16 protein-coding genes and 1 pseudogene are annotated in these 12,891 nt (G+C 52.2%); 6 read left to right on the top strand and 11 right to left on the bottom strand.

Annotated features, from left to right (window positions below; translation table 11 throughout):
- Positions 1-44: 44 nt before the first annotated feature.
- From FIU95_RS06470 to rpoE, 4 genes are all read right to left on the bottom strand, one after another.
- A complete protein-coding gene (locus tag FIU95_RS06470) occupies positions 45-497 on the bottom strand; it encodes a SoxR reducing system RseC family protein (RefSeq protein WP_172975336.1) in 453 nt (150 codons plus the stop codon).
- Between the two features lie 5 nt (positions 498-502).
- Positions 503-1,690 carry a MucB/RseB C-terminal domain-containing protein gene (locus FIU95_RS06465; RefSeq protein WP_172975335.1) on the bottom strand — a complete coding sequence of 396 codons (1,188 nt, stop codon included), beginning with the start codon at positions 1,688-1,690 and terminating at the stop codon, positions 503-505.
- A 1-nt stretch (position 1,691) separates the two neighbouring features.
- Entirely contained in the window at positions 1,692-2,390 is a 699-nt protein-coding gene (locus FIU95_RS06460; RefSeq protein ID WP_152452596.1) for a sigma-E factor negative regulatory protein, read from the bottom strand.
- A 117-nt stretch (positions 2,391-2,507) separates the two neighbouring features.
- Complete coding sequence (rpoE, locus tag FIU95_RS06455; protein WP_152452594.1) at positions 2,508-3,122, bottom strand: RNA polymerase sigma factor RpoE; 615 nt, start codon at positions 3,120-3,122, stop codon at positions 2,508-2,510.
- Between the two features lie 178 nt (positions 3,123-3,300).
- Between rpoE and nadB the strand changes: the two genes are divergently transcribed.
- Positions 3,301-4,908 carry an L-aspartate oxidase gene (gene nadB / locus FIU95_RS06450; RefSeq protein WP_152456171.1) on the top strand — a complete coding sequence of 536 codons (1,608 nt, stop codon included), beginning with the start codon at positions 3,301-3,303 and terminating at the stop codon, positions 4,906-4,908.
- A 31-nt stretch (positions 4,909-4,939) separates the two neighbouring features.
- Here nadB and FIU95_RS06445 read toward each other — a convergent pair whose 3' ends face one another.
- Positions 4,940-5,392, bottom strand: a complete 453-nt coding sequence (locus FIU95_RS06445; RefSeq protein ID WP_152452592.1) for a protein YgfX — start codon at positions 5,390-5,392, stop codon at positions 4,940-4,942.
- Positions 5,367-5,612, bottom strand: a complete 246-nt coding sequence (locus FIU95_RS06440; RefSeq protein WP_152452590.1) for a succinate dehydrogenase assembly factor 2 — start codon at positions 5,610-5,612, stop codon at positions 5,367-5,369. Before FIU95_RS06440 ends, FIU95_RS06445 begins: the two co-directional genes overlap by 26 nt.
- 114 nt (positions 5,613-5,726) lie before the next feature.
- Here FIU95_RS06440 and FIU95_RS06435 point away from each other — a divergent pair, with 114 nt between their 5' ends.
- The 3 genes from FIU95_RS06435 (at position 5,727) to FIU95_RS06425 (ending at position 8,266) form a co-directional block, all read left to right on the top strand.
- Positions 5,727-6,767 (top strand): folate-binding protein YgfZ, encoded by a 1,041-nt coding sequence (locus FIU95_RS06435; RefSeq protein ID WP_152452588.1) that lies wholly within the window; start codon positions 5,727-5,729, stop codon positions 6,765-6,767.
- A gap of 200 nt (positions 6,768-6,967) precedes the next feature.
- Entirely contained in the window at positions 6,968-7,516 is a 549-nt protein-coding gene (locus tag FIU95_RS06430) for a hypothetical protein (RefSeq protein ID WP_152452586.1), read from the top strand.
- A 186-nt stretch (positions 7,517-7,702) separates the two neighbouring features.
- Entirely contained in the window at positions 7,703-8,266 is a 564-nt protein-coding gene (locus FIU95_RS06425) for a hypothetical protein (protein WP_152452584.1), read from the top strand.
- Positions 8,267-8,513: 247 nt separating this feature from the next.
- On the opposite strand, the gene FIU95_RS21685 is transcribed toward FIU95_RS06425, so the two are convergent.
- Both FIU95_RS21685 and FIU95_RS06415 read right to left on the bottom strand, forming a co-directional pair.
- The gene (locus FIU95_RS21685) at positions 8,514-8,798 is read right to left on the bottom strand and encodes an SDR family NAD(P)-dependent oxidoreductase (RefSeq protein WP_371416964.1); all 285 of its coding nucleotides are present in this window, start codon (positions 8,796-8,798) and stop codon (positions 8,514-8,516) included.
- 40 nt (positions 8,799-8,838) lie between these two features.
- Positions 8,839-9,186: an SDR family oxidoreductase gene (locus FIU95_RS06415; protein WP_152452582.1), complete on the bottom strand. Its 348-nt coding sequence runs from the start codon at positions 9,184-9,186 to the stop codon at positions 8,839-8,841.
- An 84-nt stretch (positions 9,187-9,270) separates the two neighbouring features.
- Between FIU95_RS06415 and FIU95_RS21680 the strand changes: the two are divergent.
- A pseudogene (locus FIU95_RS21680) lies at positions 9,271-9,417 on the top strand (LysR family transcriptional regulator); the annotation flags it as partial.
- A gap of 90 nt (positions 9,418-9,507) precedes the next feature.
- Complete coding sequence (locus tag FIU95_RS06410) at positions 9,508-10,314, top strand: substrate binding domain-containing protein (RefSeq protein ID WP_172975334.1); 807 nt, start codon at positions 9,508-9,510, stop codon at positions 10,312-10,314.
- A 290-nt stretch (positions 10,315-10,604) separates the two neighbouring features.
- Here FIU95_RS06410 and ung read toward each other — a convergent pair whose 3' ends face one another.
- Genes ung through FIU95_RS06395 form a run of 3 tightly spaced genes read right to left on the bottom strand, consistent with a single transcriptional unit; the run spans position 10,605 to position 12,859 of the window.
- Positions 10,605-11,327: a uracil-DNA glycosylase gene (gene ung, locus FIU95_RS06405; protein ID WP_152452578.1), complete on the bottom strand. Its 723-nt coding sequence runs from the start codon at positions 11,325-11,327 to the stop codon at positions 10,605-10,607.
- Positions 11,327-11,920 carry a uracil-DNA glycosylase family protein gene (locus FIU95_RS06400; RefSeq protein ID WP_152452576.1) on the bottom strand — a complete coding sequence of 198 codons (594 nt, stop codon included), beginning with the start codon at positions 11,918-11,920 and terminating at the stop codon, positions 11,327-11,329. The genes ung and FIU95_RS06400 overlap by 1 nt, the downstream gene beginning before the upstream one ends.
- Positions 11,921-12,859: a hypothetical protein gene (locus FIU95_RS06395; RefSeq protein ID WP_253868895.1), complete on the bottom strand. Its 939-nt coding sequence runs from the start codon at positions 12,857-12,859 to the stop codon at positions 11,921-11,923.
- Between the last annotated feature and the right edge of the window lie 32 nt (positions 12,860-12,891).

Here is a 12,891-nt window from a genome sequence, read left to right as displayed (position 1 = left end):
GGAAAGACTCCAATTAATCTTTGGAGTTATCAGTTTAGATTTAGTTATCCGTGCCCGCTGTTGTGCTCGATTCGCAACAGCACTGGCGTGTAGGTGGGGTTGGAAGCTTGGCGGCGACTGTACCAGCGCACTCCGAGAGCACCTCCTAACAGGCCCAGCACGGCACCAATTACCGCACCAGCTTCAGCGAAAAGGTAATCCCCCAGCAGAGCAACAAGCACCAGGGAAACCAGGGGCAATAGATAAACCAGCAGGGTACTGCTGGTAAGGGCATTTTCGGCGATGCCAATCACCGCAGTATCATTCAAGGAAATTTTATTGGCCGGGTAGCCGTTGAGAACGGCTCTCACCCTTGTGGAAGAGGAAAAGAAGTCGCCAAGGAGCCCTGTGCCGCAGCCGGATTTGGCCTCACAGCCATTACAGGCACTGCGCTGGATAGTTTCAACCCAGATAGCATCGGACTCTATGGCCACAATACGGCCGCGCTCTTCCAGCACGGCTCTCAACCTTTTTCAGCGATAGAGCTGGCTACTCTGCGCGCCGTAGCATCGGGGATCTCCCCAACTACAGTGATGGTGTAAGCCACGCCATTGACTTCCATTCGGTCCATATAGGCCACGGTAGCACCGCGTATGGCCCGACCTTTAAACTCCTTGAGCTCAGGACCCAGGCGCTGCACAAACACGGTAAATACGCCCAGGCCGTCACTGAAGACCATCATATCCCCATCGGAGAGGGGTTTGACCGATACCACCTTGAACCCTTCCGGCAGCCAGCGCACTTGCCAGCGGCTCTGGGAAGATTCACAACTAGTGCGATTATCAACCCGTCGCGCATTACTGGAGACAGCCTCTAGGGCACTATCTTCAACAGGTGTCAGGTCCAGCTGTACGAATTGGTAACGTTCCAGGACACGGCCCTGAGTGCTCACCAACATGGTTTTAAGGGGCAGACCGGTTTCCCGGTCCAAGCTGACCACCAGCCCAAGGCGATAACGATCCCGCGGCCGGGCCTCGATCACCACCGCGTCGCGATCGGCAATACGCTCCTCGCCACGCAAAATAAATTGATAAGCGCGCTGTACCTGCTGCTGCCCCACTGCGTTCCACAGTGTGGCCCGCGCACTTGGCGACACACCGTACTCGCAGTTGCTGCCGCTGCCATGACTGATTAATTCACGCGGCTCGCCGCTCAGGTAACGCACACGCTCCACCTGCTCGCCGTCGCGCACCGCATGCACAACCTGTAGGGTTTCGAGCATGCCGGCGTGCTCAAAGGTGACCAACCCGCTGTACTCCAACTCGGCAACCGCCTTGGCAAGCTTGGCCAGCCACTGCTCCACTTCATTGCCGGCCACCGCGACAGACACCGCACCTGGACTGACCAGGGCTTCGGAAGAGAGCACGGTAGGGTCGACAATCTCAGGCTCGGCATTGGTAGGGGCCCGGCCATCCTGTTCAGCAGCCGGATCGGCCACCTCAACAGAGGCTGCCACTGCGCCAGTCGCTGCCTGGGAGCTGGCCATATCGAGATTCACAGTACTTGGCGCACTGGAGGGGATAGTGTTAACAGTGTTGGCGGACTCCTGCGCAAACGCCAGCGGCGCCAGCAGAGAGGAGGCCAGCAGTAATTTGCTGGCCCTGAGAATTCCAATACGGATAAGGCTCCCCCTGAAAACGACTTTCGTCACACTACATTCCAACTTGTTCGCCGTAAGTCGCGCGAGCGAAAGGCACCATACCCTGGCTGCCGACATGCGCCGCCTGCTCAGAGTGCTGAATCATTACGCGGTTCAAATGGCGCATCAGCTCCGGCGTAGGCACCTGCTGAATCACCTGCTGACCGACCACACCCCGTTGCTCGGGCACGAAACTCGGAGTTGCGGTACTCACCGAACGGGTGGATGGAGCCGGTACATAGAAGCCGGACGGCTGTGGGGCAGATTGCACCACCGGCTGTGCCGGTCGTTCGACTTCCGCCACTAGCTCATTACCCTGCACTGGATTCTGCTGGGTATCGCTAATCTGTTGAACCCCCAGGATTGCGGCAAATGCCACTGTGGCCGCTATCGCACCGCGTGAGAGCGGACGCCACCAACGGTTGTTGATCAACCCATTGGCCGCAACGGCACCACCATTCCCGGCTTGTGACAGAGGCTCTTCGAGATCGATCGCCGCAGAGATACTCGCAGCGAGGCCGCTTTCGACGGAGGCGACCTGTTCGCGGCGCATAACACTCGCCGCCAGTTGGTAGCGTGACCAGCGCTCACCCAACTCTTCAGAAGCCGCAGAGGCTTTTAACAGCCGTTGCAGCTCCAACTCGCTGACTTCGCCATCCATAAGCGCCGAGAGCGACTCGTTGAGACGTTCCTGATGATTCCCGTGGGACATAGGGGTTAACCCTCTTGTGCAATCGTTTATTCGGTGCCCACACGCACCATAGTTGGTATGAGATAAGACCGGGCTCTCGGCGGTTTGTTTCCCCAATTGGGAAAATTTTCCGCAAATTTAACCTCGGTCACCCAGTGTTTCCGGCTCACCGGCCATCACGGCCTGGACTGTCCGGTCAATAGCTTCCCGTGCACGAAATATTCTCGAACGCACCGTACCCACCGGGCATCCCATCACCTCGGCGATCTCCTCATAGCTCAGTCCCTCAAGCTCCCTCAGCGTAACCGCTGAGCGCAGGTCCTCTGGCAGTGCGCGTATGGCGCGATGCACCGCAGATTCCAGCTGGTCGCGAAACAACTGGTTTTCAGGCGTTTCGTTGTCCCGCAACAGGTCGGCGCCGGAGTAGAACTCGGCATCCTCTAGATCCACATCGGAAGACGGGGGCCTGCGGCTGCGGGAAACCAGGTGGTTTTTGGCGGTATTAATCGCAATCCGGTACATCCATGTGTAAAAGGCGCTGTCGCCACGGAAATTGGCGAGCGCCCGGTAGGCCTTGATAAAGGCCTCCTGAGTCACATCCTGTACCTCACTATGGTCCTTGATGAACCTGCTGACTACAGCAACTATTTTGTGTTGATACTTGAGCACTAAAAGGTCAAAAGCGCGTTTATCTCCCTTTTGAACCCGCTCTACCAGCTCACGGTCACTCGTTGACGCCTGATGCGCTGTCATCCCCAACTCCCATATCCAGCCACACTGCGGGTGCCACGACTATTTATTAAAGGGCTGCCTGCGCAGGCGTTTCTTTTACTGTGTTGAAGACACTGACAATAGGACATAAGTTCCACGTCAAATCGACGAAAAAATAAGAGGCGCTATACTACGCGACCCTAAAAGATAAATGAAATCTATGAATGCCCAGGTAAACTACGACGTTCTTGTCATCGGCAGCGGCGCCGCCGGCCTCACCCTGGCCCTGCATCTCTCGGCCAAGTACCGAGTAGCCCTGCTCTCCAAGCAGCGCCTGCAGGACGGCTCAACCTGGTTCGCCCAGGGGGGCATCGCCGCAGTGTTGGACGAGATGGATTCGGTGGAGTCACATATTGCAGACACATTAGACGCGGGTGCCGGACTCTGCCACCCATCGTCTGTGCGCTTCACCGTGGAAGAGAGCACCGCGGCCATTCGCTGGTTGATCGACCAGGGCGTGGACTTCACCCGCGAAGGCGAGGACTACCACCTGACCAAAGAGGGAGGCCACAGCCATCGCCGCATTATTCACAGCGCCGATGCCACCGGTCGAGCAGTACACAGCTCTCTACTGGTAAAAGTTCTCAACAGCCCGAACATCGATTGCTTTGAGCATCATGTAGCTATAGACCTGATCCGCCAGCCTGACCCGCAAAAAGGCCGCTTTCGCTGCGCCGGTGCCTATGTACTGAATAAAACCACAGAAGATGTGGAGCTGCTGCAAGCCAAGGCGGTAATTCTCGCCACCGGCGGCGCGAGTAAGGCATACCTATATACCAGTAACCCCGATGGCGCCAGTGGCGACGGCATTGCCATGGCCTGGCGCGCCGGTTGCCGAGTGGCCAATATGGAATTCAACCAATTCCACCCCACCTGCCTCTACCATCCCAAGGCCAAGGCTTTCCTGATTACCGAGGCTCTGCGCGGTGAGGGCGCGCAACTGAAATTACCCGATGGCAGCCGCTTTATGGAGCGTTTCGACAGGCGCGGCGAGCTGGCCCCCAGGGATATCGTCGCCCGCGCTATCGACCACGAGATGAAACGCCTCGGTGCCGACTGCCTCTACCTGGATATCTCCCACAAAGATCCCGCTTTTGTGCGCGAGCACTTCCCCACCGTATACAGCAACTGCCTGAAGTACGGCATAGATATGACCAAAGAGCCCATTCCTGTGGTGCCTGCCGCTCACTACACCTGCGGCGGCATCATGGTTGACCAGCATGGGCGCACCGACCTCGATCAACTTTACGCTATCGGTGAAACCACTTTTACCGGTCTGCACGGTGCCAATCGCCTGGCCAGCAACTCATTGCTGGAATGTTTGGTATATGCCCGCTCGGCCGCTCTGCATATCGATGAACATCTCGAATCAGTGCAAGCACCGCGCAAGGCGCCGGAGTGGGATGCCTCGCGGGTGACGGATTCCGATGAAGACGTGGTGATCTCCCACAACTGGGATGAATTGCGCCGCTTTATGTGGGACTACGTGGGAATCGTGCGCACCCGCAAACGCCTGCTGCGCGCCCAGCACAGGGTGAAGCTGCTGCAGAGGGAGATCCTGGAGTTTTACGCCAACTACCGTATCACCAACGACCTGGTGGAGCTGCGCAACTTGGCCTTGGTTTCCGAGTTGATTATCCGCTCGGCCCTGGACCGCCGCGAGAGTCGCGGGCTGCACTACTCCCTCGACTATCCGGGTCTCAGGGAACTGGCTATGGATACGGTATTGGTACCGGAAAACTACGCCAATCAGCGGCAGTTTATTTAAGTAGCGCGGTTAGGGCGGGCAGAAATCCGCCCTAACGTGAATAACGCAATGCCACCTGCAATCGGCGCCAGTCGTCCCCATTAAGCGCATCCCGCGCCAGCACAAGGCGCAGGGGTGCGCCGGCCTGATCGCGTCCGCGGATTACCAGCAGCCACTGCAACAACACCAGCTCACCGCAAAACTCAAATTCACGCTCCTCATCACTCTCACCCCGCCAAAACCAGCGGCGCTCCCGGGTCGATATAACCCCAACCATTCGCCCCAGACGGCGTTTCTCTAAAAAGGCATAGACGCAGACAAGCAACAGAGAGAGCCAGAACAGCCAGAGAGGGAGGTCACACAACCAGAGCAGCAATACCGCCTGCCCCGTAGCAAGCAGCAAAAAAAGATGAAGCAGAGACGATCGCGCAACAACGCAGCTTAAGCGCGCGCTGCGCTCGTAATATTGGGGCGGAGAATTACTGCTGCAAACCGGTGTTGTCACGAATGATCTGCACTATACGCAGCAAATCCGGGTCGGCCGGATCTTCACGGCGCATGAACCAGGCAAACAGGTCCTGGTCCTGCTCATCCATCAGTCGCACATAGCGCTGCTGATCCTCAGGCTCCAGAGTCTCGTAGATATTATCCAGAAACGGCAGCAGCACCAGATCCAGCTCCAACATGCCGCGGCGGCTGGCCCAAAACAGGCGGTTGCGATCCATACTTCATTTCCAACCAGGTTAAAGCGCGCAGTATACCTGCTAGCTGGGCAAACTTGAAAAGGGGCGCGGCAATCCCCAATTAATGCCACCAAGACAACCGGAGGTGGCAACACTATGGACCAGCAACAGTGGCAGGATTTTCTCAGCAGCGAAGGCGCCATTTGGGAAGGCGGCAGGGCCCACTTCCCTCTTACCAGCAATGATAATCGCCAGGGGTTGCATCTGATCGATCTCGGCCCAGTAGGCGTCGTTTCAGTAATCGGCCCCGATAGCCAGAAGTTCCTACAAGGCCAACTCACCTGCGACCTTGTGAATCTACCCGATGGACACAGCACCTTGGGCGCCCACTGTAACCCTAAAGGGCGCATGATCAGCGCCTTTAGCGCCCTAAAACTCTCCCAAAGCGAATTTATACTCCGCCTGCCCCGCAACTTGGCCCCGATAGCCCAGCAGGCACTGGCGAAGTACGCCGTATTTTTTAAGGCGGAGCTTCGCGATATCAGCGAGGAATACCACTGGCTCGGCCTGCAAGGGCAGGATGTCGCGGAACAGGCGGCACAATTACTCGGCTTCGAAGCCCCCTCCCCCGGTCAAAGTGTCACTTTTAACTTTGACGGCGAACGCTGTATCGTCCAGTCGGCCAATGAGTTCCAATTGGCCCTACTCTGTCCTGCCAGTAAGACACAACAACTTTGGCAGATACTTTCCCCACACAGCGAGGCCACCGGCTACGACCAGTGGCAAAAAGGACAAATAGAGGCCGGCATCCCCCAAATTGATGCTGCCACTTCTGAGATGTTTATCCCGCAGATGACCAACCTGCACTTGCTCGGCGGCGTAAGCTTCAAAAAAGGCTGTTATACCGGCCAGGAAGTCGTCGCCCGTATGCAGTTCCGCGGTGCCGCCAAGCGCCGCCTATACCGTGCGAAGTGTGAGGGTGGTGATCTTCCCGCCAGCGGACTGGAGATTTTTGCTGACGGACAACAGAGCATCGGCAACCTGGTTGAAGCTTGTCATAGCAAAGAGGGGATAGAGCTACTCGCTGTACTCACCATCGCCAAAGTTGCCGCCGGCGAAACCCTAAAACTAAAAGATGGTCGCACCCTGGAGATTCAGGAACTACCTTACGATGCCGATGCCGACCCTTTAGCTTAGAAATTAATACTTAATCGACACAAATTAAAAAGGCGACTTTGCGGGTCGCCTTTTTATATTTAAAACCATACAAACAATCCACTACTGCCACAGGAAAGAAACATCGGTAATTTTATTAGCTGATCTACTACAGCAGCAGCTAGGGCCACTACACTGGTTTATGCTATTTTCCACTTTCGTGGCAGCAGGGGAAGGCGCTATTGAAAGAAATCGATCAGCTTATTATCGCCCTGGAATCCTGCATCGTATTGGCCGGTTTTGCCGCAATTGTGGGCACACTCCAGCCCAAAAAGACCAGAAAGGTCACCAAGGGAAGAATTGTCTCCCTTGCAATGATTATTTATATCAGCCTGGTCAATGCGCTCCTCGCCGCTTTCACTCTCACTTTATCCAACTTTGGCGTAAGCGATCAGAATCTATGGTCCTTAAGTAGCTTTGCAATGAGCGCAGCCACAACCTTTTCTATCGTTTATCTCTGGATAAAAAAACGATTAAAGACAGTATCCAAAGCAGCCAAAATCACCTATTTCCTTCTTTTTGCCTTTGCTGGAACCATGGTTTTCGTGAATATTCTTAACGCTCTGGGAATTGGCTTCAACAAAGAGTACGGCCCCTATTTTTTATCTTTTGTTTTTAATCTATTTGTCGTCGGATACGCCTTTTCCAGACTACTTATGCGCCCAATGTGGGAAGTGGTGAGAGAAAATGAATTAAGAGGCCCACTTAGAAAGCACATAAGCAGGAGATAGACAAAAATTTTGCTAAATTAAAATCAATTCGATAATCGCGCCAACACAAGAAAATTGTGACCTCAAGAAATTTCCGCTCTATGCAGGCCCTCAACAGAAACAGCAAACACAAAAAAGCATAAACTATCCTTTATGCACGAGTAATCCACTCCAACTTATCACCTCCGCTCAGGACGACAGCTGAAGATGGATAAACTGTCGGGACAAATTGATCAGCTGCTTCATATTATAGAAATCGCTATCGTTTTGGCGGGTTTTGCTGCGATGGTGGCGACATTTCAGTCCCGTAAAGTAGAAACCATCACCCGGGGACATGTCGTCTCCCTTGCCATGATCGTCTATATCAGCCTATTTAGCGCCCTGCTCTCGGCTTTCTCGCTCGCTCTGTTAAACTTTCATCTCAAGCCGGGGTATGTATGGTCCATCAGCAGTGCCTTGATGGGAGTAGCAACCACGGGGTTTATCGTTTATCTATGGAAGAAAAGGCATTTTAAGTTTGTCTCTACCATAATGCGACTCACCTACTATGGGCTCTTTGGAATAGCCTGTTTCGTGGTCATAATAAGCGCCCTAAATGCCGCAGGTATATTCTTTGAACGAGAGTTTGGCCCCTACTTTATGGCTTATATTTGCAATATATTTTTTGTGGGATTCGCGTTTGCCAGGCTATTGATGCGGCCACTGTGGAAGTCTGTAGAAAAAAAAGAAGCCAAGCAACCCCATAGCGAGCGCCTGAGGAGGCGCCGTTAAGCACATAAGCCGTTAAGCACATAAGGGGGCCTCTGAATAACTCCTGAAAATTATTTTTAGTGGGCCAAAGATTTTAAGAAACCTGCTTTACAGAAAAATCAACAGTCACCCAACAAACCAAAGGCCCCATACCTATTTTAAAATTAATAAATACGGGGGCTCTGAAAACTACGCAGCTAATACTTCAGCTATTTACCAGGGCTGCTCTTCACCAAGGTGAATAAATTGACCATTAGGACCATCACTATCAATCAAGGCAAGCTCCACAACAGTTCTCGCCCCTTCGCTCACATCCATTGGCGCCGCGCAAATCGGTTTTAACCCATCCTGGGTGTGCGCTATTTACCTTAATACCTGTTTCTGCAAGACTTTGGCTCAAAGACACTGTAAAGATATTGAGCGCAGCCTTTGAGGCATTGTAAGCGAAGGGCTTCACTGCACTCCAGCCAGAGTTCTGATCAGCATTCACAGCTAAAGAACCCAGAATACTACTCACGTTCACGATACGACCAGCTTTACTCTTCTTTAGCAGCGACAGAAGATCTTGCGTTAGACCAATTTGAGCGAATACATTAACGCCAAAATGGTGTGCAGATCCTCCTATGAAACTGTTTCACTGTTGTTCTGGCCTCACTCCCCTCAACGATAACACCGGCGTTGTTCACCAGAATATCCAGCCGACCATATTGTTCCGCAATTTTTTGGGCAGCTCGTGCCCTATCTTCAACTTTGGTAAAATCCAGCTCAATAATATCAATTGGTGCCACCTTGCCATTCCAATTAGCTTGAACGGCCTCCAATTTAGCTTTGTCTCGACCAGACAGGATTACTTTGACTTTCTGGTCGGAAAGCTGCTTGGCAGCCTCCAGACCAATTCCTCGATTTGAACCGGTGATCAATGCAATTCGATCGTTAGACATGGTAAATCTCCTGTGAGTTAGGTTGCTTCGAACACAGGAGCATCCTATTCTTCGAGCAAATGGAAACAATTATATAAAAAGAAAATGAATATTCGCGAATTGGAAACAATTCGCTTTAGAACTTTATCCGTTTTTGTCCATGTCTGTAGAACCTTAAATCTGTCACTGGCTGCAGATCAGCTGGGACTCCCTAAGTCGACCGTTAGTAAGGAGGTTCCAAAGCTGGATTCCCACCTCAAAGCCAAACTATTGGATCGCACTACCCGGCGTGTTGCACTGACAGAAGTGGGGGCTATTGCCTATGATCGGGCTCTGCATTTGATGGAAGACTTTAAAACTATGCAAAACGATGTGCTGGTGATGGATCAGCAGGTCCAGGGCTTATTGCGAATCTCAGCCCCGCCAGCTCTGGGTGAATTTCTCTCCAAGAGGGTTTTACCCACTTTTTTGAAGCGCTGCCCAAAAATTACCGTCTCCCTAAACCTCACTCACGACTTTGAAGATCTCTTTTCCCAAGGCATTGACCTCGCGTTTCGTGTTGGCGACATACACGATGAGCGCCTCATTTCCAGCAAGCTTGGTAGTTCTACACGAGTTCTCGTAGCCAGCTCTGAATATCTCATTACACAGGGAACACCCCAGCAACCCAATGACCTAATAAGCCATAACTGCCTGAGGTTTCAATTCAATCCTGGAGATACCGAACGGGCGCTAAGTTCCGAGCAATCGACAATGACTGTACCCGTTAATGGAAATTTCTTTTGCGCCAATGTTACTGCACTAAAAAATGCGGCAGTCAATGGGCTGGGAATTGCGCAACTACCAATCAACAACATTATGGAAGAGCTAGACAAAGGCTCACTTGTTAATATTCTTCCAGACTGGCATGTTCCACCAATGGATATTCATGCCGTTTACAGGCAGGGGCTCAACAAACCTAAGAAACTCGCTGCATTGCTAGACTTCCTCAAAGAGGAAAAAAATTATTTAATTGGAGTATCTAGCAACACGAAAAGAGGAGAAGAAAAGAAAAGTGAAACCTACATGGGCAACTACTTAATCCCCCCTTTCTCTACATTGTCACCTGCACACTCCCTAAGAGCATTTGATGCTGAATTTTTAACCTAGCCTCACTTAATATTAAAGCTACACCAAATCCTCATAAGAGCTCACTAATAAGTGCAACTCAAAAGGCAACATTCTTTGTAATTAGAGTTCCTCAGAGAAAAACCAGCCATCTGGGAGGGGGAGTTTCTCAAGCACTTAAATACACCAGCGCAAAGATATTGCTAGAAATATCCTCAAACACTTAAAAATATCGCTCAGGTTAATTGACTCAATATACCCAGCTTACCCTTAACGATCGTAAGCTGGAGCTGTATTTTGAGAGGTGATTTTTATCGCAGAAATCTTAGCGTTTAGATTTCTATTGCCACTCTTTTTAACTGATTTGCCTCAGGCAGGGCCCACTCAATAGGCTTCTCACCGCGTTCTTGTAGCCAGTGATTCGCTTGAGAGAAAGGTTTGGTGCCAAAAAAACCACGGTGGGCTGAGAGGGGGGATGGATGAGGGGCGCGTAGTACCAGATGCTTATTGCGATCAATAAAACCGCCTTTCTTCTGCGCGTAACTACCCCAGAGTACAAACACCAGGCCCTCGCGCTCTTCCGCCAGTTTATGGATAGCGGCATCGGTAAACTGCTCCCAACCGCGGCCCTGGTGGGCGCCAGCCTTGCTGTCCTCTACAGTGAGCGTGGCATTGAGTAGCAGCACTCCTTGCTCTGCCCAGGGTTGTAGGCAACCGTGGTGCGCAGGGGGTATCCCCATATCAGAGTGCAATTCTTTGTAAATATTCTGTAGCGATGGCGGGATACGCACGCCGGGCATAACAGAAAAACACAAGCCATGCGCCTGGCCCACACCGTGATAGGGGTCCTGCCCCAGAATCACCACTTTCACCTGATCAAATGGAGTGGAGTTAAAGGCATTGAAAATCTGTCCACCTGGTGGATAGATACACTTACCAGCCTCTTTTTCTCCCCGCAAAAATTGGCGCAACTCGGCCATATAGGGCTTCTTGAACTCTTCGCCCAATACATCGTACCAGGAGGGGTGGATCTTAATTTTGTCCGGAACCGGCATTATCTAACCTTCAAAATCTTTTTTACGTATTTTTGCAACTCGGGCACTACCTCTTCCTCAAACCAGGGCCTGCGCCGCAGCCATAACGTATTGCGTGGGCTGGGGTGCGGTAAAGGAAAATATCCCGCTGGCAGAGCATCGCGGTAATGGCGTACATTCTCAGTAATGCTGCCATACCAGTGCGGCAGGTAGTGGCGCTGGGCGTATTGTCCCACCAATAGTGTCAGTTGCAAGTGAGGCAACTGTAGCAGCAGGCGCTTGTGCCAGGTTGCAGCACACTCAGGGCGCGGTGGCAGATCGCCCCCCTTACCGCGCCCGGGATAGCAGAAACCCATGGGGATAATGGCAATCTGGGATTCGTTATAGAAGGTATCTCTATCAATCGATAACCACTCGCGCAGGCGATCGCCGGAAGGGTCATTCCAGGGAATACTGGTGGCGTGGACCTTGGTCCCCGGCGCCTGCCCTACGATCAACAGGCGCGCAGATGCCGCTGCACGCAGCACCGGATTGGGGCCTAAAGGCAGGTGATCCTCACAGAGGCGACAAGCGCGAATTTCCTCCAATAGAACAGGTAACTTCTCAACTACCACCTACTGCGCCCCCTCGGGAAAAGCCAGTTGTAACAAAAGCCCCCTCCGATCCTGAGGATCGTGGATGCGGCTAATATTATCGTTGTCAAACACGATAAAAATACCCTGTTCATTCACCGCCAACCCATCCCCTTTACCGCCAGTACGGGACACTTCGTATCTGAGCTCAGAGGAGTTTTCCTGCTCCCAATAATCCAGGCACCACTGTGCTTTCAAACTTGGCAACTCCCTTCGACACACGGCATAAGCATTTGGCTCTAGGGTAAACAGGGCACCATCATAGTAATAGAGCGCCGCTAAATTTTCTGATTGTCCTCGAAAGTTCAACCCTGTGACTGGCGGCAACTTGAAAATCTGCACGCTCTTCTTGGGACCGATCTTTACCAGACCGCGGGGATCGCTCTCCAGCCCAATCCAGAAGTCATCGCCGATCTTCTGCAAGCCCACACCTGAAAGGTTATACCCTTTTAAATAACCTTGCGCTTTTGCTGTGGACGACCACATATTTTCCAACCAATGGCCCTCACCTTGCATATTGATTTCTGCAATACGGTTATAGCGCTCGCTCAGCAAATAAAATTTATTATCTACACAGCTGATTGCCTCAAAGTCCATTGCCGCAGCTGGTCGGGTAAGATCCAGTAAAAAGTGCCAAAAGTTTGTGGGCCTATCTTTTTTCGGAGCACCAAGCCCATAGAGGGTCAAATAAGACTCCAACTCAGCGCGCCGCCCCTCCACGACAATCTCATAAATCTCTTCTGATTTTTTATCAGAAATCGTAAAAAGTTTGCCATCACAAAAAGTTAAACCAGAGATACTCAGCCCGGCACTGGCGCTTACCCAGTAATGATTGAGTTTTTTGGCGGGAATAATTTCTGTAGCCATCCCCAGGGATGGCACCAATACAAAAAACACGCAAAGGAGGAGGCGCTTAATCACAGTCACTCCTATTAAAAGGCTAAGGTAAGAGG

Origin of the sequence: Microbulbifer sp. THAF38 (assembly GCF_009363535.1) — a bacterium.
GTDB lineage: Bacteria > Pseudomonadota > Gammaproteobacteria > Pseudomonadales > Cellvibrionaceae > Microbulbifer.
The sequence above is the reverse complement of the archived record's forward strand: the minus strand, read 5'-3'. Positions and strand labels throughout refer to the sequence as shown.